The sequence below is a fragment of the Neisseria brasiliensis genome, assembly GCF_009671065.1.
Lineage (GTDB): Bacteria > Pseudomonadota > Gammaproteobacteria > Burkholderiales > Neisseriaceae > Neisseria > Neisseria brasiliensis.
This window is the reverse complement of record NZ_CP046027.1, coordinates 2,384,675-2,408,803: the sequence shown is the minus strand read 5'-3', so window position 1 is coordinate 2,408,803 and position 24,129 is coordinate 2,384,675. Positions and strand designations below refer to the sequence as shown.

The 24,129-nt window shown below is 49.4% G+C and carries 26 protein-coding genes; 6 read left to right on the top strand and 20 right to left on the bottom strand.

The window, feature by feature from the left end; translation table 11 throughout:
- Positions 1-20 precede the first annotated feature (20 nt).
- The 5 genes from GJV52_RS12050 to surE form a co-directional block, all read right to left on the bottom strand.
- Positions 21-1,073: an HlyD family secretion protein gene (locus GJV52_RS12050; RefSeq protein ID WP_100562969.1), complete on the bottom strand. Its 1,053-nt coding sequence runs from the start codon at positions 1,071-1,073 to the stop codon at positions 21-23.
- A complete protein-coding gene (locus tag GJV52_RS12045; RefSeq protein ID WP_157798106.1) occupies positions 1,070-1,717 on the bottom strand; it encodes a TetR/AcrR family transcriptional regulator in 648 nt (215 codons plus the stop codon). Before GJV52_RS12045 ends, GJV52_RS12050 begins: the two co-directional genes overlap by 4 nt.
- Before the next feature lie 214 nt (positions 1,718-1,931).
- Positions 1,932-2,546 carry a TetR/AcrR family transcriptional regulator gene (locus GJV52_RS12040; RefSeq protein ID WP_100562971.1) on the bottom strand — a complete coding sequence of 205 codons (615 nt, stop codon included), beginning with the start codon at positions 2,544-2,546 and terminating at the stop codon, positions 1,932-1,934.
- Between the two features lie 169 nt (positions 2,547-2,715).
- On the bottom strand, positions 2,716-3,615 hold the full coding sequence (locus GJV52_RS12035) for a peptidoglycan DD-metalloendopeptidase family protein (protein ID WP_095503794.1): 900 nt from the start codon (positions 3,613-3,615) through the stop codon (positions 2,716-2,718).
- Between the two features lie 213 nt (positions 3,616-3,828).
- A complete protein-coding gene (gene surE / locus GJV52_RS12030) occupies positions 3,829-4,596 on the bottom strand; it encodes a 5'/3'-nucleotidase SurE (protein ID WP_100562972.1) in 768 nt (255 codons plus the stop codon).
- A 140-nt stretch (positions 4,597-4,736) separates the two neighbouring features.
- Here surE and GJV52_RS12025 point away from each other — a divergent pair, with 140 nt between their 5' ends.
- Positions 4,737-5,888, top strand: a complete 1,152-nt coding sequence (locus tag GJV52_RS12025; protein WP_100562973.1) for a UbiH/UbiF family hydroxylase — start codon at positions 4,737-4,739, stop codon at positions 5,886-5,888.
- Between the two features lie 146 nt (positions 5,889-6,034).
- Positions 6,035-6,373: a cupin domain-containing protein gene (locus tag GJV52_RS12020; protein ID WP_095502517.1), complete on the top strand. Its 339-nt coding sequence runs from the start codon at positions 6,035-6,037 to the stop codon at positions 6,371-6,373.
- Between the two features lie 172 nt (positions 6,374-6,545).
- Here the strand turns inward: GJV52_RS12020 and GJV52_RS12015 are convergent, their stop codons facing one another.
- The 3 genes from GJV52_RS12015 to folB all read right to left on the bottom strand — a co-directional run bounded on the left by GJV52_RS12015 (position 6,546) and on the right by folB (position 8,267).
- On the bottom strand, positions 6,546-7,223 hold the full coding sequence (locus GJV52_RS12015; protein ID WP_095503842.1) for an IS1595-like element ISNme3 family transposase: 678 nt from the start codon (positions 7,221-7,223) through the stop codon (positions 6,546-6,548).
- A 64-nt stretch (positions 7,224-7,287) separates the two neighbouring features.
- Positions 7,288-7,824, bottom strand: a complete 537-nt coding sequence (locus tag GJV52_RS12010; RefSeq protein ID WP_100563781.1) for an NUDIX hydrolase — start codon at positions 7,822-7,824, stop codon at positions 7,288-7,290.
- A 92-nt stretch (positions 7,825-7,916) separates the two neighbouring features.
- Positions 7,917-8,267 (bottom strand): dihydroneopterin aldolase, encoded by a 351-nt coding sequence (gene folB, locus GJV52_RS12005; RefSeq protein ID WP_095503498.1) that lies wholly within the window; start codon positions 8,265-8,267, stop codon positions 7,917-7,919.
- Positions 8,268-8,325: 58 nt separating this feature from the next.
- On the opposite strand from folB, the gene plsY reads away from it, so the two are divergent.
- The 3 genes from plsY to GJV52_RS11990 all read left to right on the top strand — a co-directional run bounded on the left by plsY (position 8,326) and on the right by GJV52_RS11990 (position 11,515).
- Complete coding sequence (gene plsY, locus GJV52_RS12000) at positions 8,326-8,931, top strand: glycerol-3-phosphate 1-O-acyltransferase PlsY (protein ID WP_095503495.1); 606 nt, start codon at positions 8,326-8,328, stop codon at positions 8,929-8,931.
- 159 nt (positions 8,932-9,090) lie between these two features.
- Positions 9,091-10,614 carry a patatin-like phospholipase family protein gene (locus GJV52_RS11995; RefSeq protein WP_100563780.1) on the top strand — a complete coding sequence of 508 codons (1,524 nt, stop codon included), beginning with the start codon at positions 9,091-9,093 and terminating at the stop codon, positions 10,612-10,614.
- Between the two features lie 175 nt (positions 10,615-10,789).
- Positions 10,790-11,515 (top strand): epoxyqueuosine reductase QueH, encoded by a 726-nt coding sequence (locus tag GJV52_RS11990; RefSeq protein ID WP_095503493.1) that lies wholly within the window; start codon positions 10,790-10,792, stop codon positions 11,513-11,515.
- Between the two features lie 184 nt (positions 11,516-11,699).
- Here the strand turns inward: GJV52_RS11990 and GJV52_RS11985 are convergent, their stop codons facing one another.
- The 7 genes from GJV52_RS11985 to GJV52_RS11960 all read right to left on the bottom strand — a co-directional run bounded on the left by GJV52_RS11985 (position 11,700) and on the right by GJV52_RS11960 (position 17,704).
- A complete protein-coding gene (locus GJV52_RS11985; RefSeq protein WP_095503492.1) occupies positions 11,700-13,304 on the bottom strand; it encodes an NAD(P)-binding protein in 1,605 nt (534 codons plus the stop codon).
- A 78-nt stretch (positions 13,305-13,382) separates the two neighbouring features.
- Positions 13,383-13,733, bottom strand: coding sequence for an adenosylmethionine decarboxylase (gene speD / locus GJV52_RS11980; protein ID WP_095503491.1), 351 nt, complete (start codon positions 13,731-13,733; stop codon positions 13,383-13,385).
- Positions 13,733-13,894 carry a hypothetical protein gene (locus GJV52_RS13130; RefSeq protein WP_195690046.1) on the bottom strand — a complete coding sequence of 54 codons (162 nt, stop codon included), beginning with the start codon at positions 13,892-13,894 and terminating at the stop codon, positions 13,733-13,735. Before GJV52_RS13130 ends, speD begins: the two co-directional genes overlap by 1 nt.
- Before the next feature lie 9 nt (positions 13,895-13,903).
- The gene (locus GJV52_RS11975) at positions 13,904-15,439 is read right to left on the bottom strand and encodes a DUF4178 domain-containing protein (RefSeq protein WP_095503490.1); all 1,536 of its coding nucleotides are present in this window, start codon (positions 15,437-15,439) and stop codon (positions 13,904-13,906) included.
- Positions 15,440-15,465: 26 nt separating this feature from the next.
- Positions 15,466-16,191, bottom strand: a complete 726-nt coding sequence (locus tag GJV52_RS11970; protein WP_100563778.1) for a nuclease-related domain-containing protein — start codon at positions 16,189-16,191, stop codon at positions 15,466-15,468.
- Positions 16,192-16,254: 63 nt separating this feature from the next.
- Positions 16,255-17,289, bottom strand: coding sequence for an SPFH domain-containing protein (locus GJV52_RS11965; protein WP_095503488.1), 1,035 nt, complete (start codon positions 17,287-17,289; stop codon positions 16,255-16,257).
- Between the two features lie 16 nt (positions 17,290-17,305).
- Positions 17,306-17,704, bottom strand: coding sequence for a DUF350 domain-containing protein (locus tag GJV52_RS11960; RefSeq protein ID WP_229439429.1), 399 nt, complete (start codon positions 17,702-17,704; stop codon positions 17,306-17,308).
- A gap of 180 nt (positions 17,705-17,884) precedes the next feature.
- On the opposite strand from GJV52_RS11960, the gene GJV52_RS11955 reads away from it, so the two are divergent.
- A complete protein-coding gene (locus GJV52_RS11955; RefSeq protein ID WP_095503487.1) occupies positions 17,885-19,399 on the top strand; it encodes a polyamine aminopropyltransferase in 1,515 nt (504 codons plus the stop codon).
- Positions 19,400-19,469: 70 nt separating this feature from the next.
- Here the strand turns inward: GJV52_RS11955 and GJV52_RS11950 are convergent, their stop codons facing one another.
- The 5 genes from GJV52_RS11950 to panC all read right to left on the bottom strand — a co-directional run bounded on the left by GJV52_RS11950 (position 19,470) and on the right by panC (position 24,026).
- Positions 19,470-20,567, bottom strand: a complete 1,098-nt coding sequence (locus tag GJV52_RS11950) for a 5-methyltetrahydropteroyltriglutamate--homocysteine S-methyltransferase (RefSeq protein WP_095503486.1) — start codon at positions 20,565-20,567, stop codon at positions 19,470-19,472.
- A gap of 156 nt (positions 20,568-20,723) precedes the next feature.
- Positions 20,724-21,476: an amino acid ABC transporter ATP-binding protein gene (locus GJV52_RS11945; RefSeq protein WP_100563776.1), complete on the bottom strand. Its 753-nt coding sequence runs from the start codon at positions 21,474-21,476 to the stop codon at positions 20,724-20,726.
- 9 nt (positions 21,477-21,485) lie between these two features.
- Positions 21,486-22,202, bottom strand: coding sequence for an amino acid ABC transporter permease (locus GJV52_RS11940; protein WP_095503484.1), 717 nt, complete (start codon positions 22,200-22,202; stop codon positions 21,486-21,488).
- Positions 22,192-23,016: an amino acid ABC transporter substrate-binding protein gene (locus GJV52_RS11935; RefSeq protein ID WP_095503483.1), complete on the bottom strand. Its 825-nt coding sequence runs from the start codon at positions 23,014-23,016 to the stop codon at positions 22,192-22,194. The genes GJV52_RS11940 and GJV52_RS11935 overlap by 11 nt, the downstream gene beginning before the upstream one ends.
- 170 nt (positions 23,017-23,186) lie before the next feature.
- The gene (gene panC / locus GJV52_RS11930) at positions 23,187-24,026 is read right to left on the bottom strand and encodes a pantoate--beta-alanine ligase (protein WP_095503482.1); all 840 of its coding nucleotides are present in this window, start codon (positions 24,024-24,026) and stop codon (positions 23,187-23,189) included.
- Between the last annotated feature and the right edge of the window lie 103 nt (positions 24,027-24,129).

Genomic DNA, 24,129 nt, shown 5'->3' with positions numbered 1-24,129 from the left:
CGTCTGAAAATATGGAAAGCTTATTGCGGCAGCTTCACCGCCAATTCAGACGGCCATTCGCCTTCTTGCGTTTTGACAAAGCCGTTGCCGGTCAAACCGCCTTTTAACAAGCGGTTGTAGCGCGTGGCGGTTTCAGACGGCACTTGCAATTTCACTTTAAACATCAACTTGGCGCGCTCGCTTTCGGTTTCCACCGATTTCGGCGTAAATTGCGCATCAGTAGCAATAAATTGAATGGTGGCAGGGAACACGGCATCGATACCGTCAAGTTTGATGCGTGCTTCATCACCGACTTTCAGACGGCTCATGCTGTCGGTCGGCAGGAAAACATTCATCGATACGTCAGTCGGATCCAACAGGCTGACAATTTTGTTGCCTGCTGCAATCACGTTGCCGACTTCAGCAATTTTGTATTCCACGCGGCCATCAATCGGCGCACGGATGTTCATATCATCATTGGCAGACGTGGCGGATTTCACTTGTGCTTCAGCTTGTTCCACACCGGCACGCGCTTCGGCAATTTGCGCGCCGGTTTGTGCCACCACAGCTTGCGCTTCATCGCGGGCGGCTTCGGCGGCTTTTACACCGGCAGTAGCTTGTTCGTAATCCGCTTGGCGTTTGGTCACTTCTGAACGCGAAACCAATTGATCAGCCAGCAATTTGCGGGCGTTGTCTAATTCCAGTTTCGCCACGCGCTGCTGCTGGCGGGCGGAATCGACATTGGCTTGTGCGCGGGCAACCGATTGCTGGGTTTGCGCTTTGGCCGCTTGCGCACGCGTAACCGCTTCTTGCTGACGGCGTGCCGCTGCCTGCGCTTCTGCCAAGCGGCTGGAGCTGGTGTCTGACGACAATTCCGCCAACACATCGCCTGCTTTCACATCATCGCCTTCGGCCACATTCATTTTTTCCACACGACCACCATACAAACTGGCGACATCAATACGGTTTAATTCCAAACGGCCGTTGGATTGGGCGATGTTTTCCGGCAATTTGCCGCTTTGCTGTTGCTGCCAATAGTAAAAACCGCCGGCAGCCAATGCCGCAACCACGGCAATCGTGATGATTTTTTTCATGATTTTTCCTGTTTATCGGTGAATTTTGCGTGATGGGGAAACATGGCATTCAAGCACCAGTCGATACGCTCGCTAATGGCTTCATTGGTGAGAATATCCGGCACTCGGCCTTTGATGGTATCGGGCAGTAAATCCATTTGACCGAAGCGTGAGCCAATAATCATCGGGGCATTTACCGCCGCGCTGAAATAGCCCAAGCGCTGCACATCGGTTGCCGGAACGCTGTTATCCAGCTTGCCACACTCTTCCAACACTTTTCTGAATATTTCCATGCGCTTAGCGCTAGTGGTGCGGATAAAATGATTGATGACATCAACGCCGTTGGCGCTGTCGGCAAACATGCGGTGAATCAATTGCAAATTATTGCGTATATCTTCGGCCAAAACCTGCGCCATGGTGCGCAACTTTTCAAAGGGATTATCGGAGAGCGCCGCCATGTCCAGATTGGCGGAAATGTAGTTATTATGATGATTGAGCAATTCGAGAATAAAGACATCTTTATTGGTAAAAAGATGATGAAACATGCCCGAGCTCAAGCCTGCTTCGGCCGCCAACACGCGCACCGAAAGTTTGTAATAGCCTAATTCGGGATAGAGTTTGCTGCCGGCAGCAATGAATTTGTCATGTGCATTTTGTTCAGACATGGCATCTTCCTTTTCATTGGACAGTTGTCCAATTATGATAAAAAAATTTTTCCCTATCAAGAAAATTTTTAGAATAAAAATACTTATCATCCATTAATATGATATTGTGTTTTTACTCTTAAGATTTGCATAGAGCTTGGTTCAAATTCATGCTTTTTTCAAGAAGCCAGATAGGCCGTCTGAAAAACCATACGCCTTCAGACGGCCTATGGTTTCAATCATTAAATAATACTTTAAACGCCCAATTAATCCGCTGCTGGATATGCGTATCGGTCATCAGGTTGGGCACATTGCTGCTGATGTCTTCTGACAACACACCCATTTTTTCATCACGATGCGTGATAATCAGCGGCAGGAATACCGCACCTTTCAGAAATTCATAGCGGTTTTGCAATTCTAATTCGGAAATTTCCTGCCCTTGATAACATTCACGCAGCAGCTTAATTAAACCTAAAGCAATGATTTCATTTTGGATTTTCAAGGCTCTTCTGATGATTTTGACACCCAAGTAGCTATCCAACAGCATACGGTGCGTCCAATCCAAATTACAGCGCAACGCCACTGATAAGCGCCAAACAATTTGGCGCATACGCTCGATTGGCGGCATTTGCGGCGCAAAATCGAATGATAATCTGCCCAATGAACAGGCATTGAATTCCTGCAACATGATTTTGATAAATTCATCTTTATCGGGAAACATCGATTCGTATGTTTGTGGGGAAATATTGAGGTGCTTGGAGATGACTTCAGCAGTTAAGCCTTCATATCCGTGACTCGGATAGAGCTTGATGCCGGCACGCACCAATTGCATGGCGGTGACACTGTTCATGATATTCTCCTTGTGATTATTTTGTTTTAATTGGACATTCGTCCAACGAGAAAATACTATACCCCCGATAGCTTATTAAACGCAAGCAAAATTTTAAAAAAAAAGCCGTGTGAATCATGTAGATGCATGATTCACACGGCTTTATGTAGATTCAATAAAATCAGTTGATTTAGAACGGAACGTATGTAGTCGGATTAACCGGTTTACCGTTTTGACGCACTTCAAAATGCAATTGGTTGCGTGGTGCATCGGTGCTGCCCATTTTGGCAATAATCTGACCACGTTTCACAGTTTGACCTTCGTTGACCATCAGGCTTTGGTTATGGCCGTAAGCAGTCAGGAAAGTAGAATTGTGCTGCACAATCACCAAATTACCGTAGCCGCGCAAGCCTGAGCCGGCATACACGACTTTACCGTCGGCAGCAGCAACCACAGATTGACCGGCGTTACCGGCGATGTCGACACCTTTATTGTTGCCGCCGAAATTAGTAATCACGTTACCCACGGTCGGACGCTGCCAAGTGATGCCGCTCACGGTGCGGGTAGCACCAGTTGATACGGTGGCGGTAGTGGCCGGAGTAGAAACTGGAGCGGCTGCCGGTGTGCTGGCTGCGGTGGTCGCAGGTGCTACATAGCCTGCCGGTTTCACGCGCAAAACTTGGCCCACGCTGATGGTGTTGTCGGCCAGATTGTTCCATGAGCGCAAGTCATTTTGGTTGATGCCATAGCGTTTAGAAATATTGTAAACGGTATCGCCGCGCACCACGGTATGCGTAGCTGCATTCACGTCAACCGGTGCGTAAGACGGCACATAAGTACCGCCGGTTGAACCGGTGTAAGCAGGCGTAGAAACAGGTTGCGTGGCAGGTGGAACGTATGGCGCATCAGTGGCCACGGTAGAAGCCGCATTCGGATCGTATGGATTGGCGCCGTATGGATTGGTTGCCGTTGAAGTCGAGCCGGTGGAAGAAGTACCGTCGACAACAGGTGCAGGTTGCTGGCTGGCACATGCGCTTAAGAATAATGCCAAAGCGGCCGAGCCGGCATAGAATGCGGTTTTTTTCAACATATGGATGACCTTCGTTTGGGGGTTTTCTATTTCTGTTGGGGCATATCATAATCAAAATATGCCCCATTCTCAAGTGTTGTATGGGTAAAATGACAAACTAATCTGATGAGCGCAGCTGTTTTTGCTCGAGCTATTTGTCTGTTTTTAGGCCGATTTATGCTTGAGGCCGTCTGAAAATTTTTACTTTAGCAAAAGTAAACCGATTGTTCACGCTTATTTTGAAGCCGGCTTATGCGGCGCATTTTGCCAAAATGCACGCACGCCGCTGAGTTCTTCATGCGAGGTTAAATCAATTTGCAGAGGCGTTACCGTGATGAAACCCGCTTCGCACTCGCCAAAATCCGTGCCTTGTTCGCGGTCGGAAATGTCGCCGACCGGGCCAATCCAATACACCGGCTCGCCGCGCGGATTGGTCGTCGGTACAATGCTTTGCGCGTGGTGACGCCGCCCCAAACGCGTGATTTTAATGCCCTGGATGTCTTCCGGCGCAACCGCTGGGATATTGATGTTCCACAGCATGGGGGGTTGCGGCGGATTTTTCAGCAGATGCTCGAGCAGCAACCACGCGGCTTTTTCGGCGGTTTCCCAATAGCGGCCGCTGAAATCGTTTAACGAAATCGCCACCGCCGGAATGCCCATTAAATAGGCTTCTGTTGCCGCAGCGACTGTGCCCGAATACAGCGTGTCATCGCCCATATTTGCACCATTGTTGATGCCGGACAGCACCAAATCGGGCTGAAATTCGGGCAGCGCGTGCAAACCGAGATGGATGCAGTCGGTCGGTGTGCCGCTCACATAATAAAAACCGTTTTCCGCTTGGCGGATGCGCAAAGGCCGGTCGAGCGTTAAGGAATTACTCACGCCGCTGCGGTCGCGTTCGGGTGCCACCACGCGCACGTTGGCAAATTCTGCCGCCACGCGCGCCAAAATCGCGATGCCCGGCGCAAGATAACCGTCGTCATTGCAAATTAAAATATTCATGCGTAATCCCCGAATGATGATGAATGCGATTGTAAATGCACGGTTTGCAATTTGTCTATGTTTCAGACGGCCTTGTGTGTTAGTAAGGCCGTCTGAAACAGGCTATAATCTGAACTATATTCGTTTTAGAAAACCATGCCATGATTGAACACGAAATTCTGATTATCGGTGGCGGCTTGGTCGGCACAGCGGCGGCTGTGGTGCTCAAACGCCAAGGTCGCGATGTTGCCCTGCTGGAAATCCGCCCCGCCGAAACCGATTTAAGCCGCTTGGAAACCGGCTGGGACGCGCGCATTTTTGCCATCAGCCCGGCCAATCAGGCTTTGCTGCAATCGCTGGATGCGTGGCCGTCTGAAAGCCGCATTCAGCCGGTGACCACCATGGATGTACGCGGTGACAATGGCGGACGAATCGAATTCAAAGCCGCCGATATTCCTGCGCCGCGCCTTACCGCCATCGCAGAAAACCGCTGGATCTTGGCCGGATTGTGGCAACAAATCCGTGCGCTGGATATTCCGGTGATCACGCAAAAAGCAGTCGAACTGGAAACCGACATTCAGACGGCCTTAGTACGCTTGGAAAACGGCGATACAGTGCAGGCCAAGCTGATTATCGGTGCCGACGGTGCCAATTCTTGGGTGCGCACTCAAGCCGGCATTCAGGTGCGTGAAAATCCTTACGGCCATCATGGCGTGGTTGCCAACTTCATCACCGAAAAAGACCACCACGGCACAGCGTTTCAATGGTTTAAAAATGGCGAAGTGCTGGCTTATCTGCCGCTGCCCGACCATAAAATTTCCGTAGTATGGAGCACCGCCGAACCGGAAAAACTCACCGCGCTCAGCCCCGAAGACTTGGCCGCTGCCGTCACCGCGCAAGGCGAAGGCGTGTTGGGAAAGCTCTCGCCGCTCTCACCCGCATTTTCTTTCAACCTGATTTTGCGCCGCCCCGAAACCACATTTGCGCCGCGTGTGTTGCTGATTGGCGATGCCGCACACACCATCCACCCTCTGGCCGGACAAGGTGTGAATTTGGGGTTCGGCGATGTGCTCGAACTGCAAAAACTCAGTCAAGGCGTGACCGACATCGGCGCGTATCAATTTTTAAAACGCTTCGCACAAAACCGCCTCGAACCGGTGCGCACCATGCAATACGGCTGCGACGGCCTGTTCCGCCTGTTTGCCGACAACACCCTGCCCGCCCTGCCTTGGCTGCGTAACACCGGCTTGGATTTGGTCAACGCTGCGCCGTTTATCAAAAACCGCTTGATTAAGCATGCGATGGGGTTGTGACTGTTTAAACGTTAATTGAGTGATTGATAGGCCTTCTGAATATTTTCAGACGGCCTTGTTTTATGTCAAAACAAATTGGGATATTTAATATCGAAACAAAATAAAAGTTTATACTAATCGCTGATTTTACGCTTCAGGAAAACACCATGAAACAATACACCCCCGACCCCAAAGCCCTGCTCGGCGGCGTGATTGCCAGCGACAACGACCAAGAAATCGTGCAGCTTTCTTTGCAGCAAAACAATGAAATCCCGACTTACGAAACCGATGCGATTGTGTTATTGCTGGTGCTCAACGGCCGCGCGCAAGTCATCACTTCCGCAGGCACGCTCGACACGCAAGGCTTGCAGGTGGTGCGCCTTGAACCGAACGAAGCACACAGCATCCGCGCCTTGGAAGATGCCACCAATATTTTAGTTATTAAACAAAAAACACATGAATTGGTGTTCAGCAAGAAATTGCGCTTTGGCAGCTGCTGCTTGTGATGGATAAAATCAGGCCGTCTGAACGATAATCTTTCAGACGGCCTTTAACTTTAAGCAAACTATAGTCGTTTTAAATAGAAATCAGACAAGACGACAGCGACCGCCGTGTACATTGAGTACATAAGGGAGCTGGCAACGCTATATTATTTTAGGGGCTTAGGAAGCAAAAATATTAAATTGGGTTATTTCGAAGCATCTTCATTAATATTTTACCTAAATCTTCATGCCGGTGGTTAAACCTAAACTCCGTTTCTTTGAGATGCAGATAAAACATCTCTTTGGAAATACCATGAAATTTAGCCAAACGCCCCTTAGCATAACTCCAAAAAGATTCAATACCATTGATATGTTGCTTTCCTCGAGCAAACTCATTGGAACCGTGATGAACACGGTAATGCTTCTCATAGCCCATATCGACAAGACCGTCATATGCTTTCCAGCCGTCAGTATTGATTTCACTGTCAGCAGATATGTGACCACGTATGACCTTGATTAGTGAGGCTTTCGAAGCGTCGGGAACGATTTCCGTATAGACCACGCCATTGCGTTTCAGTATGCCAAATACGATGGTTTTACCTGACGCTCCGCGACCGCGCTTACCCCTGATACGTCGCGCACCAAAGTAAGATTCATCTAATTCGACCACACCGGACAGTGGTGAGCTTTGTTCGCACAGAGCAGCAATCCTGTGTCTGATTTTCAGGAAAATAGGATTGATACTGCGTACACTAATGCCGGTCATTTTAGCAGTATCGGAAGCGGTCAAATCAAGAGCAAAACAGCGGATTATTTCTCTAAACTTTTGCTCTGAAATTTTGCTGAACTTTTGATACTTATTTTTTAGTTTCATATTAGGAGCTTATCATGTTTTTTGATGATTTTGCTTCCTAAGCCCCTATTTTAAATGACTATATTCAACTATTCATCAACCAATATTGCAAACCCACTAAGGTTTTGGCATCTTTGATTTCATCGTTTTTCAAAGCGACTTTCACTTCTTCGCGGCTGAGCAACACGGTTTCGGTGATTTCGTCTTCATCGTTGCTCAAGGTGCTGCCCACGCGCACGCCGTTGGCTTGGTAGAGATACATTTTTTCATCGCAAAAGCCGACTGCGGTGTAGAAAGTATGCAGTAGTTTCACGCTGTCGGCGGTGTAGTTGGTTTCTTCGGCCAACTCACGCAAGGCGCATTCGGCAGGATCTTCGCCGGCCACATCCAATTTACCCGCCGGCAATTCCAACACGGCTTGATCGGCGGCATAACGCCATTGACGCACCAGCACCACTTCGTCATTATCTGTCACGGCCAACACACAGGCAGCACCGGGATGGCGAATCACCATGCGTTGGCTTTCTTTGCCGTTGGACAAGCGGATTTGGTCGCGGCTGATGCGGATAAACGAACCTTCGTAAATCGGTTCACTGCTGATACAGGTTTCTTTTAAATCCATGATGTTCTTTCTTCAATATAAATAAACAGGCCGTCTGAACGTTTAAGCGAAGCTTTCAGACGGCCTTAGATATAACAAAAGGCCGTCTGAAATCAATTTTTACTACGCTCGATTTCCACGCCCACTTCTTTTACATCCGGCAGAATACCCGGTTTGACGATTCTCACGCGCACCCACAGCGCATTGAAATCTTCTAAAATCAACTTGGCCACATGCTCGGCCAATACTTCCAGCAACAAAAAATCCTGTTCTCGCAAGCTATTGCGCACGGCTTCGCATACTTCGCCATAGTGCACCGTATCGCCGATGTCATCGCTCAAGGCAGATTTTTCCGGCACGCCAATATCTAAATCCAGCACCAGCGTTTGCAGTCGCTCGCGCTCCCAATCGTACACGCCAATCAACGTATCGGCCTTCATGCCGCGTAAAAAAATTTTATCCATTTGCATTGTCCCGTTTTTTGGATAGAATACCCCTTTCATTCTAAGCAAAGCATACAAAATGTACAATGTTTTAGCGGTGACTTCGGCTTATTTAATCGGTTCATTGTCTTTTGCGGTAATTGTATCGAAAGCATACGGCATGGATGATCCGCGCACCTACGGCTCCGGCAATCCGGGCGCGACCAATGTTTTGCGCAGCGGCAAGAAAAAAGCAGCCGCGCTCACTTTGCTGGGCGATGCGCTCAAAGGCTTTGTGGCCGTGTGGCTGGCGCGCTGGTTGGGAACCGAAGTCAGCATGGTAGAAGCCACCGTCGGCGTGTGTGCGGTGGCCGTGCTGGTTGGACATATGTGGCCGATATTCTTCCGCTTCAAAGGCGGCAAAGGCGTGGCCACTGCCTTAGGGGCGTTGCTGGCGCTTTCTTGGCCGACTGCGTTGGTATGCGCCATTGTGTGGTTGGTGATGGCTTTTGGGTTTAAAGTTTCTTCGCTGGCGGCTTTGGTTGCCACAGTAATCAGCCCAATTGTGGCCTATTTCTTTATGCCTTATCCTTCTTGGGTGTGGGCAACCGCGGTGATTGCGGTATTGGTGTTGTATCGCCATAAAAGCAATATCATCAACCTGATTTCTGGTAAGGAAAGTAAAATCGGCGATAAAGCTTCATAGCTTTGCCAAACAATCATATAAAAAAGCCCGACAATGTCGGGCTTTTTTATGCTTTAATACATACAATAGTGTATTTATTCAAATATAATTCAGCTAGAATAAACAAGGCCGTCTGAAATCAGATTCATCATTTTTTCTTTATTTTCCGATTAAAACATTATGTTGAAAAAAAACGCCAAACTCACCCTCACCGTCTCGCTGGCTATCATGCTTTCTGCTTGTTCGCTGGTGAAATATCAACCGCTCGAAACCATCAATAAAGTGGATTTGAGCAAAGGTTATCGTTTTGAAAATGCCAATAAAGAAAATCAAGACGATACTTTTATGGTGTTGATGTTTTCCGGTGGTGGCACGCGTGCGGCGGCTTTGGGTTATGGCGTACTAGAACAATTGCATCAGCAGCAAGTCCAGATCAACGGTCAAAAAAAATCCTTACTCGAAAACGTTGATTTAGTAGTAGGCGTATCCGGCGGCTCAGTATTGGCTGCTTATTATTCGCTGCATGGAGCAGATACTATTCCCAGCTTTTATCGCCGTTTCTTACGGCAAAATTTTCAACGCAAAGTCATCAGGCAGGCATTCTCTGCCACCAACATCCCACGTCTCGCTTCACGGGAGTTCGGCCGCGGTGATTTGCTGCAAGAACAATTTGAAACTTATTTATTCGGCAGTGCCACGTTTGAAGATTTGGAAAAACGCCGCAAAGGCCCGTTTGCTATCATCAGCGCGACAGATATGGGCATAGGCGAACGCCTGAATTTTACCCAAGAATATTTTGATCCGATGTGCTTAAACTTAAGCAAATTAAGCATTGCCCGTGCCGTTGCAGCCTCCAGTGCCGTGCCGGTAGTATTTGCGCCGCTTACACTTAATAATAATGGCGGCAACTGCAATTATACGCCGCCCAAACGCATTCAGGCCGCAGTACAAAAAGATGAAGGAAAAAATAAGCAGCAAAATATTACACGAAAAGAAGTCAAAGAACACTTTCTCCAATACAGCGACAGCCAATCCCGCCCTTATATCCATCTGCTCGATGGCGGCCTGACCGACAATCTCGGTATGCGCAGCCTGCTCGACATGACCGAAGTATATTCGAGCAATATGCTGGTACAACAAATGAGCACGCATAAAATCAAGCGCATAATGGTGATTAATGTCAACGCACAAAACCAAATCAACAGCGATTTGGACAAAACTGCCGCTGTGCCGGGTATGCGCGATGTGGTGAACGCGATTATCGACATTCCGATCGGCAAATATTCGCAAGAATCGCTGCGCCGCTTCCGCGCCTTTACCGACCGCTGGAACGAAGCCCAATACAAAGATGCCAACGGCAATCCGATTTCGCTTACCTTTGTCAGCCTAAGCCTGCGCGATTTGCCTGAATCACCACTGCGCGACACCGTGTTGAATATTCCGACCAGTTTCTACCTGCCGGGTGACGATGTCGATAACTTGCGCACTGCCGCCGCTGAATTGATGAGGCATTCCAAAGAATATCAAGGCTTGCTCAAAGAATTATCCACCCAGCCAAATACCGAAGCCTTGTTTACCCAAACCGAGCCGGAGATGGAAGAAAATCCGGAAATGAAGCCGGTGGAAAATCCGTTTTCCATTGAAGAATTAAATAAGATAAATGCCACTGATTCAGAAGATTTCGAATTACCACCGCAACCATAAGCTAAACATTAAGGCCGTCTGAATGATTGTAAAAACAAAGGCTTCAGACGGCCTTTCTGTTTTATCCGCCTTTCAGTCAAACACATAATTTGCTAAAATACAGCTTATTTATTCTTTCAGACGGCCTACTTTTAAATCGGGCCATCTGAAACATTTCAACACACAGAATCAAACCATGAGCCAAAACGAAAAATTAATCGTCACCGACATCGACCGCCCTGTTCTCACTCCGCCCGACGGCCACAAAAAAGTGCTGCTGCATTCCTGCTGCGCGCCGTGTTCCGGCGAAGTGATGGAAGCCATGCTCGCCAGCGGTATCGATTACACCATTTATTTTTATAATCCGAATATCCACCCACACAAAGAATACATGTTGCGCAAAGAAGAAAACCTGCGTTTTGCGGAAAAATTCGGTATTCCGTTTGTCGATAAAGACGACGACTACGAAAACGACCGCAAAGAATGGTTCGAGTTGGCCAAAGGCATGGAATTCGAGCCAGAACGTGGCATCCGCTGCACCATGTGTTTCGATATGCGCTTCGTCAAAGCCGCGCAATACGCCCACGACAACGGCTTTCCCGTGTTCACCAGCTCGCTCGGCATTTCACGCTGGAAAGACATGAAACAAATCAACGGCTGCGGCCATCGCGCGGCAGATTTGTTTGACGACGTGACCTATTGGGATTTCAACTGGCGCAAAGGCGGCGGCAGCGCGCGCATGATTGAAATCAGCAAACGCGAAAACTTCTACCAGCAAGAATACTGCGGTTGCGCTTATTCCCTGCGCGACTCCAACAAACACCGCAAATCGCAAGGCCGCATTCCGATTAAAATCGGCAAGCTGTATTACGGCGACGAATCAACCATTTACGAGCCACAAGCGATTAAAGTGGATAAATAATCTTAGTTAAAAAACAGGCCAAAGCCTTTGCAAAGCTCGTCAATTTGCATAAATCTTTAAACCGTCATTCCCGCGCAAGCGGGAATGACGAGCATAGTTTTCTTAGTTCAAATTGAGTTTTACAAAGGTCTCAGGCCGTCTGAAAGATTTTATCTTTCAGACGGCCTTTTGTATTGATTAAGCTTTAAGCCAACACTTTCTTCGCCGCTTCTATACCCCAATACGCCGCCTCTTCAAAAACTGAATAGCCGCTCAAATCGCTGTGGGCAAACAATAATTTGGAATGATGCTGCCGCAAAGCCAGTAAGTTTTGATTGTCTAGATAACCCACTTTCGGCACGCTCATGGCATGGCCGCGCACGGTCAGGTCGATGTGTTCGACGTGTTGCCAAAACGATTTGCCGTACACGCTCAATAAATCTTGTGCGGCGATGTCGGCCAATGCTTGCTCGTCGGCTTCCAGCAGCCAGCGGCGGATGTTTTGCGGCGTATCATGATTGAGCGCGGTGTAGGCGGTGAAGATCGTACGCTCAGGCTTGGCCACGCGGATATGCTGGTGCGTGGACACGACATAGCCCAGCGACGGGCTGCCGTAAACCACGTTGTCCCACGCCAATTCGCTGTTGCCCTGCTCTTTGGGAAAACGGTTGAGCACGAAATTCGCCACCAGCCACGGCGCATATTCAGGCGTGTGCAAACCGTATTGCTGCGGCGTATCGATGATGTGCGCCGCCACCATCAAAGGCATGGCGCTGATGACGTGACGGGCGGTGACGGCATAGGTTTCGCCGCCGGCATGGTCGTACAGCCAAACGTCCACGCCGTCTGAATGCTCGCGAATCTTCACGGCGGAAGCGCTAATAGAAGCCGGTTGCGCCAAGCGGATCAGGTTTTCAGACGGCCATGCATGCAAGGTTTGCAAGCCGCTTTTTTCGCGTAATTTCGCCGACAAATGCGCCAAGCCCTGCGGCCAAGTCAATACCGTGTCGGTGCTGTTGCGGCTGGCAAAATAATGCAATCCGGCAAACGCAGACACTTGTCCAATCCCCTGCCCGTAATCGTCGCGACAGCAGTAATCAAGATACCAACGTAAGGTCGGCGAGTGGTAGCGTTCCTGATTCAGCCATTGCGCAAAAGTCAATTTATCGAGCGCGCGCCATTGTGTATCTTGCGATGACAAAGCAATCGGAATGGCAAAGATTTTTTTACCGTCGCTGCCGTAGGCGTTTTTCAGACGGCCTATCAAGGCAAAAAAGCGGCTGCTGTCGTCATCGTCTTGAGGCAGCAAATCCGGCTGCCACGCTTGTTCGTAAAACAAACGCGCTTCGGGCGCATGCACCAAATCCGTTTCACGATAGCTGCCGTCCGCCTGCAAAATATCAAAGTCGCGCAGCATATCGCGGATATGGCTGCTTTCTTTTGACGGCAAGGCCAAATAATGCGCGCCACTGGGCGCAGTCAGGCCGTCTGAAAAACGGTAGGCCGCATTGTTGCCGTCCGGCTCGAAACCTTCGGCCAGCAACACATCACGGTGGCCGTGTTTCGCCAAATACCACAACGCGCTCAAACCCGCCGCGCCGCTGCCCAAAATCAGGGTGTGGCATTGATAATGTTTTTTCGGGTTGGTCGACAATTTGCCGTCGCGCAGCAAATGCCCCATCGGCAAACCGACACGGTTGACCGATACCGTCGGTGCGGCGTTGAGATGATGATAACCGAGATAGGAAAACAGGGAAGCAGTGGTTAAGGCGGCGGTGTAGCCGAGAAACTGGCGGCGGGTGGTGTTCATGGGGTGTCCGGAAGAAATATTAAGAATGCTTTAAGCAAAATGTGAGGCCGTCTGAAAACAATTTTAAGAAATCAAACATCAATCCCAACGGCTGCCGCGGCGGTATACCGTCCATTCGCTGTTCGTGGCTTGTAAGGCTGTTTGCAGGATTTGGCGCACGGTTTCCAGCTCGCTGCTGCCGCAGATAAACGCGTCCACCGCCGCGAAGCCATGCTCCGGCCAAGTGTGGATGCTGATGTGTGATTCGGCCAACAGCAATACACCGGTCACGCCGCCTTCGCCGCCGAAGGTGTGGAAATGGCTGCCGAGTATGGTCGCGCCGGCCGCTTCTGCCGCTTCGCTGAGCCAGTTTTTCAGACGGCCTTCGTCTTTCAGCGATTCAACATCGCAGCCGTATAAATCCAGCAAACCGTGGTTTTCAGGCTGCATTATTTGTGTCCTCCGGCCGAACCGCCGACGTAGCCGCCCACATAGCCGCCTCCGTGGGTGCGCGAGCCGCCGGAATCACTGTCGCTGACGATGGAATAATTGTTGAGCGTTACCATCAGCACAATCAGCGAGGCAAACATAATATAAGCGATTTTAGACATGTGTTTTTCCTAATCGTCGTCGCTGCTGCGGCCTAGAAACCAAATAAATGCGATGCCGATGATGGTCGGAATCATCGATTCGTCAAACACTTGCTCCGAGTTCATCATCAGCCATGCCGGTGCGTTAATCAGCAGCAAGATGCCCACCATCAACAGGCGCAAGCCGTTGCTCACGCCGTCGGGGCGCATATTGGCGGTGTATTGCGGCGCTCGGCTTTGTGCCAGACCGAAGGCTTGAGCAATTTCGTTGTAGCGGATGGGCGTGTTTTTGCTCCATGCCAATTCATTCTGCGACAGCGTCGCACTCAATTTGCCGCTACCTTGGCGGTAATCGGTGTAATAGTTCAAGTCGCCCTGCCGCACCTGCCAATAAAAAGCACCCGCCGCTACTTCAACGCGGCCTCCGTAATCATAGAGCTTTTCGCAACCTCGCGGCTGGTTGTATTGATTAAGGCGCGGCCACTCGTTGAGCGTTTCGGATATGCTCCATTCGCCCTCTGCCGTTTGCACCAGCCAGTTAAACCCGTGCTGCGGGTGATACAGCAGGTACTCCACCCACCAGCCCTCCGGCACCAGCGCATGAGTGGCCATGCCGAACATTTTGTCGAAGGTTTCTTGCGCGTCGGTTTCGCTGTAACGCACCGCGCCCATCACATAATAATCACGGTTTTTCAGACGGCCTGCGCTACCCACTGGCAGCATAAACAGCTTTTCCTGCGCCTGCCGCATGTGGTTGGCTTCAATCAGCTTGATTTTGTCTTCACTGGCCTGCAATTGGCTGGCGCAACTCGGACAGACAATATGCTCGGCTAAGCCGTTGACCCAATGCACCGGCGCACCGCAATTCGGACAATCTTCTGCCTGCCGCGAACCTTTCAGACGGCCTGCGGTTTCGCGGATTTGGTCATCGCTACGGGTATGGGCTAGATGCAAATCATCGAGCTTGACCATGCGCCCGACAAAGGCTTGCGGCTCGGTTTCGGCGTAATCCAAGGTCAGAAACAGGTTTTCGCAGCGCCAGTCGGCCACGCGGTTGACCGTTTCGCCCTGAATCCGAAACGGCAATTCGCCCTGCACCGCCGCTTGGCTTAAACTGATTTCGCGCACATCAGCCGCCATAAACTGCTTGCCGTTGTGGTTTAAGGTGCTGAATCCGGCGCGGATGTCGTGAAATCTCGGTGCCGATTCTGGCAAGCGGTCGGCCATGGTCATCACATACAAGTCGCCTGCTTCCGACAGCCAGCCGTCTTGCCCGTCGTCAAACAGCACATACCATTCGTTCCACACGCCGCCATCATAACGCGCCTGCAAGCGGCCGATAATCGAAAAAGCGCGCAGCAGAAAACGACCCGTCGTGCCGATTTGCAGCGGGCTGAAATCTTCCAGCAGCGCGGAATCGCGGCCGGTATCGACGATGCTGTCGTCTTGGCGCACCAGCATGCTGTTGCAGTAGCCGCACACCAGCGTCATCGCGGTGGCCGAATGTGCTTCCACCGGCGCGCCGCAGCTTGGGCAATCAGTTTTGAAAAAAGGCGTTGTGGACATGGATGTTTTGTTTTATTGGGAAAGTTTCAGACGGCATGGCGAACGCCCGAATTCTCTTTTTGTTTTAATGATTGAACATGTTGTTCAATCCGCTCAGGTGTCGCTTCAAAATCAGGATTTGATAAAATTCTACAAAATTCAATACACTGCTCAATACTGAAAACCTCTTTGTCATATTTCTGAACATAAGGAATAAAATCAGAAACCAAACATACATTTTCCGGAAATGGTGTTTTCAACTGACAATTACGATGAGTAAATGCAACAATCGAATGGAATTCTTTTTCTGAAAGCCCTAATAATTTAGACAAGGCTTTAATATGCTTATAATTTTGTCTTAACGGATTTTGGAACGAAAACTTACTGCCAGAGGGTAAGGTATGCGTCCATTTAGGTTGATTTGGCGTTCCGAAAATCCAACCTTGAAAATATTTTGCTTCAATTACAAAAATTCCATAAGGTGAAATAACAATATTATCAATTTGTGTGCTACTACCATCTATAGGCACAATTAGATTATGAAAATAACGGTAATGTGCTGTGTCAAGCTTTGATAAAACTTGTACTTTGATAATCTGCTCGCCTATCGCACCTTTAAGTGCAGTTTTTTCTTCCTTATTGAGATTACTTTGCTTCTTTCGATCACTATTTTGTCGTGATTTTTTGCGTCTATTCGGTTGATTAGAGCCATCTCCAGCCAACAACATACACACAAAACAAACCACAATGACAAAAATAATTAGACTTTCCATTGTTTTGTTTTCCCTAACAGAGGCCGTCTGAAAATTGCAATTGTTTCAGACGGCCTTTTTGCCTTAGCCAATCAGTTTTTTCAACACTTCGGCTTTGGCTTGGTCGTAGTCTTCTTGCGAAATCAAACCTTCATCAAGCAAGGTTTTGAGTTTGGCCAATTTGCTTTGCGGATCTTCGACAGGTTCGGCGGCCGTCTGAACCGGATTAGTCGGTGCGGCTTGCGCTTGGTTCGGTTGCAGCATACCGGCCATCGCACCGGCCATGGTTTGTCCCACGCCCGCGCCGACACCGATACCCGCACCTATGCCCGCCAAGCCGCCTTCGTTTTCGGCGGCTTTGGTGATGGCTTCGGCGGTTTGGTATTGAGCGTATCTGCCCAAATCGCCAATCACGCCCATGGAGATTTTCTTATCCAGCGCCGCTTGAATGGCTTCAGGCAAGGAAACGCTCTCAACAGTGAAGTTTTCCAGCATTAAACCCAGTTTGGCAAATTCAGCCGCCAGCAATTCGGCCATTTTTTGCGACAGCAGCACTTGGTTGGCCGCCATGTCGAGAAACGGAATGCCTGAGGTGCCGAAAGCGGTGGCCAATTGCGTCACCACAATATTGCGCAATTGCGCTTCCAATTCTTCGCCGCTATAGGCCGCAGTTACACCAGTAACTTCTTTAAAGAATTTGGCCGGATCATTCACACGGTAGGAATACATGCCGAACGAGCGCAATTGCACCGCGCCGAATTCCGAATCGCGCACGGTGACCGGCTGGGCAGTGCCCCATTTGCGGGCAAGCTGTTGCTTGGTATTAAAGAAATAAACGTCTGATTTGAATGGCGATTGGAATAATTTATCCCAGTTTTTCAGGTTGGTGAGCACAGGCAGCGTTTGCGTATTGAGCGTGTAGCGCCCTGCGCCGAATACGTCTGCGGTTACGCCTTCATCGACAAACATCGCCATCTGCGCTTCACGCACGGTCAGGCTGGCGCCGTTTTGGATTTCTTCGTCCTGCATGGGAAAGCGCCACATCAGCAGGCGTTCGTCCGGATTCGGCCATTGGATGACGTCGATAAATTGTTTTTTGATAAAGTCGAATAAAGCCATTTTTTGCTCCCGAATATTAGGTCAAACACGCCGCGTTTAATAAGCCGATGGATACGGAAACCGCACCAAACAGCGCACCCACTGCGACATTGTTGTTAATCAATTCTTCATTGGCGCCTTTAATGATGCAGGTGGCGGCGAAATACACCAAAATCTGTACCAAAGCCGCGCCCAAGCCCCATAAAATAAAATCGGTGAAGCCAACGCTGTGGGAAATGCTCGATGCCAAGGTCACGCAAAAGCCGACCAATGCGCCGCCGAACGACAACGCGCAGGCCAAATTGCCGTTTTTAATCAGGCGCAATTCTTCGGCTGGCGTGATGCGCAGATAAACCGCGGCAAACACCACCGTCATCGCTACGCCGGCAAGCATGTATTGCAGATACAGAAAATACTGGGCTGGAGAAATGCTCACGATAGACATCCTTTGATTTGGTATAATTGCCGGAAACTTTTGCTGATTATGCCATTGACTATGTGCTGCTGACAATGCACATGCCGTCTGAAACGTTGATTTTTATTGTGCTTTCAGACGGCCTTCCTAAAACTTTAAAACACTAAATCACCGTCTTACCCGCCACAGGCCGTCTGAAACATGAAACTCAACCGCACGCTTATTATTTCCGTTTTCGTCGTCGCCAGTTGCGGCTTGGCTTACGAACTCATTCTGGCCGCGCTCGCCAGCTATCTGTTAGGCGACAGCATTCTGCAATTTTCATCCATCATCGGCCTGTATCTTTTTTCGATGGGCATCGGCGCGCATTTGTCGAAATACGTTAAAGACGAAGATACCTTAGCGCGTTTTATCGAAATCGAATTGCTGGTCGGCATCATCGGCGGCGTTTCTGCGCTGGCTTTGTTTGTGGCTTTCGGCTTTTCCGCCGCACCGTTTCGCACTTTGCTTTACGCGCTGGTGCTGATCGTTGGCACCATCGTCGGCATGGAAATTCCACTAGTGATGCGCGTGCTAAACCAGCAAAAAGCGGATTTCAAAGAATTGGTGGCGAAAGTCTTAACCTTCGATTATTTGGGTGCATTGGCCGTTTCGCTGCTGTTTCCGCTGATACTCGCGCCCAAGCTCGGCATGGCGCGTTCGGCCTTATTGTTTGGTTTACTCAATGCAGCCGTAGCGGCGCTGACCGCTCGTGTGTTTAAAGCACAACTGAACAACTACAAATCCTTGCAAATCCGCGCCGCTGTGGTGCTGCTGATTTTGGCGGCCGCATTTCTTTACGCCGACCGCATTACCTTTCAAGCCGAGCAACGCTATTTCGGCGACCCGATTGTCTATGAAAGCCACTCGCCCTATCAGCGCTTAGTCGTAACCCGTTGGAAAGACGATACACGCCTGTATATCAACGGTAATTTGCAATTTTCATCACGCGATGAAGTGCGCTACCACGAAGCCTTAGCCTTACCTGCCATGCAAATGAGTAAACAACGGGAAAACATCTTGATTCTCGGCGGCGGCGACGGCTTGGCGGCGCGCGAAGTGTTGAAATATCCTGAAGTGAACAAGGTCACGCTGGTGGATTTGGATCCCGACATGACCGCCACATTCCAAACTTCCGCCACCTTGAGCGCGCTGAACCAAGGTGCGTTGTCACACCCGAAAATGAACGTCGTCAACGATGATGCGGCCAAATGGCTGGAAACCAATCAAGATAAGTTTGATGTGATGATTATCGATTTGCCCGACCCGTCGAATTTCTCCTTGGGCAAGCTTTATTCCGTGCCGATGTACCGCTTGGTGGCACGCCATCTGAAACCAAAAGGGCGCATTGTGGTGCAATCCACTTCACCTTATTTCGCGCCAAATGCTTATTGGTCGGTGGTTGCCACGCTGGAAGCGGCAGGTTTGTACACCGCGCCTTATCATATTTATGTCCCTTCGTTTGGCGAATGGGGCTTTGTGTTGGCGGCAGCGGACAATGATTTTCCGATTCCGCAGCATTATGATGTGCCGACCCGTTTTCTCAATGCCGAAACCACCGCGGCGATGTTCCACTTTCCGCCCGATATGGCACGGCGCGATGTGGAACCGAATTATTTGAACAATCAGATTTTGGTCAGCTATTTTGAACGCGATTGGAATAGCGTGATTCGTTAGGCCGTCTAAAAACATAAAACAAGGCCGTCTGAAACCCAATGTTTCAGACGGCCTTGTCTATATTTTAACTTTAATCTTCGCCCCACACTTCGGCAGCGATTTCTTCGACCAAGCGCACTTTTGCCCATTGCTCGGCTTCGGTCATGATGTTGCCTTCTTCGGTTGAAGCAAAACCACATTGCGGCGACAAGGCCAGTTGGTCGAGAGGCACGATTTTTGCAGCTTCGGCGATACGTGCTTTGATTTCGTCTTTGCTTTCCAACTCAGGGAATTTGGACGTTACCAAGCCCAACACAATGCGGCCTTTGTGCGGATTGTCGTTGAAGTATTTCAATGGCTCGAAACCACCCGAACGCTCGTTGTCGTATTCCAAGAAATAGCCGTCATAAGCTGTTTGACCAAACAATTCAGGCGCAACCGGATCGTAAGCGCCGGTCAGCAAATAAGACGATTTGTAGTTGCCGCGGCAAACGTGGGTGGTGATGGTCATATCGGCCGGTTTGTCGGCCAAAATGGCTTGGATGTTTTCCAAGGCAAATTGTTTGCTGGCTTCAAAATCAAATTCAGGATTGCTGAAATTGTTGCACAAAGTGCCCCAATACACGTCATCGATTTGCAGATAACGGCAGCCGGCATCGTAAAATGCTTTAATCGCGTCTTTATAGGTTTGGCGCACGTCTTCGCAGAATGCGGCTTTGCTTTCATAGACGCCGGTATCCCAAATAAACGGATACATCAATTGGTTCGGGCTGGGAATGGCGTATTTCACAATGCCCCGGTCGCCGACGATTTCGGCCAAGGCTTTGTAATGGGCGATAAACGGATGGTTTTCGTTCCAAGACACTTTTCCGTTGCAGCGCGTATTGTATTTGCGCACTTCGGTGCCTTTAAACGCATAAGCCTGCTCCGGCACAAAGCCTTCGATGCCGTTGAGGTTTTCCAAAAAGTCAATGTGCCACCATGAGCGGCGGAATTCACCATCGGTAATCACTTGAATGCCCGCGTCTAATTGGTCTTGCACCAATTTGGCGATTTCTTGGTCTTCCACACGGGTCAATTCTTCACGGCTGATTTTGTCCTCGGCAAATTCGGCACGCGCTTTTTTCAGGTTTTCGGTACGCAGGTAGCTGCCGACGGTATCGGCGCGCAAAGGTAAAGTTTTGCTCATGGTAGGTTCCTCAAATAAAGTTTATCTATCGGCAAGTATAAATGAATTGATTAATGACCTGAAGTCAAAAAGGTATGAAAAATTCACGCATTCATGTGATTGAAATTCATAAAGGCCGTCTGAAAAATCATCTTTCAGACGGCCTGATAAACAATCTCAATGCTGGGCACGGATTTGCTGCAAGAAGCGGCGGGTGCGTTCATGTTGCGGATTGTCAAACAACACTTCCGGCGCGCCCTGCTCAACAATCATGCCGCCGTCCATCACCACCACAATATCGGCCACTTCCATCGCAAACTTAATTTCGTGGGTCACGACCACCATTGTCCAGCCTTCTTGTGCCAGTTCTTTCATGGTGTTCAACACATCTTGCACCAATTCCGGATCGAGCGCGGAAGTCGGCTCGTCAAACAGCATCAATTCCGGCTGAATCGCCAAGGCGCGGGCAATGCCAACACGCTGCTGCTGGCCGCCCGACAATTGATACGGATACAAATCGACTTTATCGCCCAAGCCTACTTTTTCCAGCAAGGCCAAGGCAGCGGCACGCGCTTCGGTTTTGGCTTTGCCCTGCACCGATACCGGCCCTTCCATCACATTTTCCAAAGCGGTTTTATGTGGGAACAGATTGTATTGTTGAAACACCATGCCCGACTTGCGGCGCAAGGCTAAGATTTCAGCTTTGCTCGGTTTTTGGGCAAAATCAACTTTTAAGGGCGCGGCATTATCGAATTCGATTTGCCCTTGCTCGGGCATTTCCAACGCGTTCAAGCAGCGCAAAAACGTGGTTTTACCCGACCCAGAAGGCCCCAAAATCACCACCACTTGGCCTTTGTTTACATCCAAATCAATGCCGCGCAAAATGGTGTTATCGCCGAATGTTTTGTGGATATTACGGATTTTAATCATCTTTTTTCCTTACTTAGCCACATAGCGATCGAAGCGTTTTTCAATTTTCGCTTGAATCAGGAACAATACCCAGCAGAAACACCAATACACCAAACCCGCTTCGATATACACCGGCAAAAAGTCATAGGCGCGGTTGGCCACTTCGGAAGCGGTGCGGAACAATTCCGTTACCGTCACAAACGAAGCCAGCGACGTGCTTTTGAATAAGCTGATGAATTCATTGCTCAAAGGCGGCACGGATACGCGGAAAGCCTGCGGCGCGATAATGCGGCGGAAGGTTTGCATATAGGTCATGCCGATGGAAAAACCGGCTTCCCATTGACCTTTGTGCACCGATAAAATCGCGGCACGAATGGTTTCGGAAGCATACGCGCCGACATTCAGCGAAAAGCCGATAATCGCCGCCGGAATCGGATCAATGTACACCCCGACCGCCGGCAAGCCGTAAAACACCACTGCCAATTGAATCAGCATCGGCGTGCCGCGGATGGCGGAAACATAAAACTTCACCAAGCCCAAGAAAATTTTGTGCAACCAGCTTTCAGACGGCATCACGCGAATCACCGCCACGATGATGGCAATCACCATGCCGATGATAAACGAAGCAATCGCCAGCGGCATGGATACCAAAAATCCGGCCTTAACCATAGGCCAAAACGCGCTGATTACCAAATCAGCGCGTGTCTCGGTCATAAACGGCAATGAAGCCAGTAGATTATTTAACACTGATGTCTTTTCCGAAGAATTGTTCGCCCAGTTTTTTCAATGTGCCGTCTGCTCGCAATTCTTTCATTGCTTCGCTGAATTTGGCCACGGCTTCATCATTGCCTTTATTGACAATCAAACCGGCACCGACTTTTTCATCAGCAGGCGCAGTCCACACGATTTTCACGCCGGCATTCAGATTTTTTTGCAGATAATCCAATACCGCCAATTCATCGTTCAGCGTCACTTCGGCACGTTTTTGCTCAATCAGCATCAAGGATTGCGCCAAACCGTCAACCGGCACGATTTCGGCTTTAGCTGCAGTGGCGCGTTCGCCGTAGTTGCTGGTTAAAGATTGGGCGGCTTTTTTACCGGCAATTTCATCAACCGATTTAATGGTGCTGTCGTTGCGTGCCACCAAAACCGGGCCGCTCCAGCTATACGGCTCGGATTTATCAAAAGTCGCTTGGCGTTCAGGGCTGGTCAACGCCACTTGGTTGGCCACCACGTCAAAACGACCCGCTTTCAAACCGGCCATCATGGCATCCCATTGGGTTTCTTTGAATTCAACGGTCACGCCCAATTTTTCAGCGATGGCGCGAGTCACTTCCACGTCGTAGCCGGTCAATTTGCCGGATTTATCGTGGTAGGTGAACGGCGCATAAGTGCCTTCGGTGCCAACGGTGATGATGCCTTTATTGTTGATGCGTTCAATCAAAGAACCTGAAGCCTTGTTCGCAGGTGCCGCACCTGAAGCCGCCGAGCCGCCCTCGCTGCCACCGCAAGCAGCCAGTACTAAAGCAGTCATGCTGCCCAATAAGAATTTTTTCAACATCGCTTGATTCCTGTGTGTATCTTTAAAGCGGCTATTTTAATGGATACTGCCTGCAAATACAAAGAATGCTTTCTGCTATCATTTATAACCAAAACATATAACAAAGGCCGTCTGAAACAAAATATTCCGATATTCTGCTTCCGACGACCTTTCCAATAAACACTAAAATTTTATAGATTTAATGAAACTTCTAAATTATCAATCAAACGCGTGCTGCCCAATCGGGCCGCTGCCAATACCACTAAATATTTGTCGCCCACACGCGCCACTTCCAAGCTTTCTGCTTGACGGATTTCAATATAATCCACCTCCCAACCGGCTTGATTTAAGTTTTCTATTGCCGTTTGCTCGATTTGCGTATAGGCAACATTACCTGCCTGCAATTGTGCCGCAGCGGCTTGTAATTCACGGTATAAACGCGGCGCTTCGGCGCGCTCGGTTTCGCTTAAATATTGATTGCGGCTCGATAAAGCCAAGCCATCGGCTGCACGGCCGGTATTCACCGGCACAATTTCAATATTAAAGTTTAAATCTTCAACAAAACCTTTAATAATCGCCAATTGCTGATAATCTTTTTTACCGAAACAAGCGACATCTGCCTCGACAATATTAAATAATTTACTCACCACCGTTGCCACACCGCGGAAATGGCCGGGACGAAATTTGCCACATAATTCGTTTTGCAGATGCGGTGGCTCAACGTTGTAACGCTGCTCGACATTGGGATAAAGCTCTTTTTCATCCGGCGCGAACACCACTGCTACGCCTTCATTGGCCAATTTATCGGCATCTTGTTGCAAAGTCCGTGGGTATTGATCAAAGTCTTCACCTTGACCAAACTGAAGACGGTTCACAAAAATACTGACCACCACATTATCGGCGCGCTTTTTCGCTTCACGCACCAAAGCCAAATGGCCTTCATGCAGATTGCCCATGGTCGGCACAAACGCTACTTTTCCGGCCTGTTTGCGCCATTCGCGCAATTCTTTAATGGTATGAATGATTTGCATAATTTGAATAATCCTTAAAGACGGCAAGGCCGTCTGAAAATAACGGCTTAATTATACGCCTAGCCCCGATGATAACCAAATCCATCAGATAAAAACAAACATG

Excerpts from the sequence above, each read along its gene's own strand:
- surE (WP_100562972.1), bottom strand. The coding sequence starts at position 4,596 with ATGAATATTTTAATTTGCAATGACGACGGTTATCTTGCGCCGGGCATC.
- GJV52_RS11935 (WP_095503483.1), bottom strand. The coding sequence starts at position 23,016 with ATGTTGAAAAAATTCTTATTGGGCAGCATGACTGCTTTAGTACTGGCT.
- GJV52_RS12035 (WP_095503794.1), bottom strand. The coding sequence starts at position 3,615 with ATGTTGAAAAAAACCGCATTCTATGCCGGCTCGGCCGCTTTGGCATTA.
- GJV52_RS12010 (WP_100563781.1), bottom strand. The coding sequence starts at position 7,824 with ATGGATTTAAAAGAAACCTGTATCAGCAGTGAACCGATTTACGAAGGT.
- GJV52_RS12045 (WP_157798106.1), bottom strand. The coding sequence starts at position 1,717 with ATGTCTGAACAAAATGCACATGACAAATTCATTGCTGCCGGCAGCAAA.
- GJV52_RS11985 (WP_095503492.1), bottom strand. The coding sequence starts at position 13,304 with ATGAACACCACCCGCCGCCAGTTTCTCGGCTACACCGCCGCCTTAACC.
- GJV52_RS12020 (WP_095502517.1), top strand. The coding sequence starts at position 6,035 with ATGAAACAATACACCCCCGACCCCAAAGCCCTGCTCGGCGGCGTGATT.
- GJV52_RS11950 (WP_095503486.1), bottom strand. The coding sequence starts at position 20,567 with ATGAGCAAAACTTTACCTTTGCGCGCCGATACCGTCGGCAGCTACCTG.
- GJV52_RS11965 (WP_095503488.1), bottom strand. The coding sequence starts at position 17,289 with ATGGCTTTATTCGACTTTATCAAAAAACAATTTATCGACGTCATCCAA.
- GJV52_RS11990 (WP_095503493.1), top strand. The coding sequence starts at position 10,790 with ATGAGCCAAAACGAAAAATTAATCGTCACCGACATCGACCGCCCTGTT.
- GJV52_RS12040 (WP_100562971.1), bottom strand. The coding sequence starts at position 2,546 with ATGAACAGTGTCACCGCCATGCAATTGGTGCGTGCCGGCATCAAGCTC.
- GJV52_RS12050 (WP_100562969.1), bottom strand. The coding sequence starts at position 1,073 with ATGAAAAAAATCATCACGATTGCCGTGGTTGCGGCATTGGCTGCCGGC.
- folB (WP_095503498.1), bottom strand. The coding sequence starts at position 8,267 with ATGGATAAAATTTTTTTACGCGGCATGAAGGCCGATACGTTGATTGGC.
- GJV52_RS11995 (WP_100563780.1), top strand. The coding sequence starts at position 9,091 with ATGTTGAAAAAAAACGCCAAACTCACCCTCACCGTCTCGCTGGCTATC.
- GJV52_RS11970 (WP_100563778.1), bottom strand. The coding sequence starts at position 16,191 with ATGGAAAGTCTAATTATTTTTGTCATTGTGGTTTGTTTTGTGTGTATG.
- speD (WP_095503491.1), bottom strand. The coding sequence starts at position 13,733 with ATGCAGCCTGAAAACCACGGTTTGCTGGATTTATACGGCTGCGATGTT.
- GJV52_RS11955 (WP_095503487.1), top strand. The coding sequence starts at position 17,885 with ATGAAACTCAACCGCACGCTTATTATTTCCGTTTTCGTCGTCGCCAGT.
- plsY (WP_095503495.1), top strand. The coding sequence starts at position 8,326 with ATGTACAATGTTTTAGCGGTGACTTCGGCTTATTTAATCGGTTCATTG.
- GJV52_RS11975 (WP_095503490.1), bottom strand. The coding sequence starts at position 15,439 with ATGTCCACAACGCCTTTTTTCAAAACTGATTGCCCAAGCTGCGGCGCG.
- GJV52_RS13130 (WP_195690046.1), bottom strand. The coding sequence starts at position 13,894 with ATGTCTAAAATCGCTTATATTATGTTTGCCTCGCTGATTGTGCTGATG.
- GJV52_RS12025 (WP_100562973.1), top strand. The coding sequence starts at position 4,737 with ATGATTGAACACGAAATTCTGATTATCGGTGGCGGCTTGGTCGGCACA.
- panC (WP_095503482.1), bottom strand. The coding sequence starts at position 24,026 with ATGCAAATCATTCATACCATTAAAGAATTGCGCGAATGGCGCAAACAG.
- GJV52_RS11945 (WP_100563776.1), bottom strand. The coding sequence starts at position 21,476 with ATGATTAAAATCCGTAATATCCACAAAACATTCGGCGATAACACCATT.
- GJV52_RS12015 (WP_095503842.1), bottom strand. The coding sequence starts at position 7,223 with ATGAAACTAAAAAATAAGTATCAAAAGTTCAGCAAAATTTCAGAGCAA.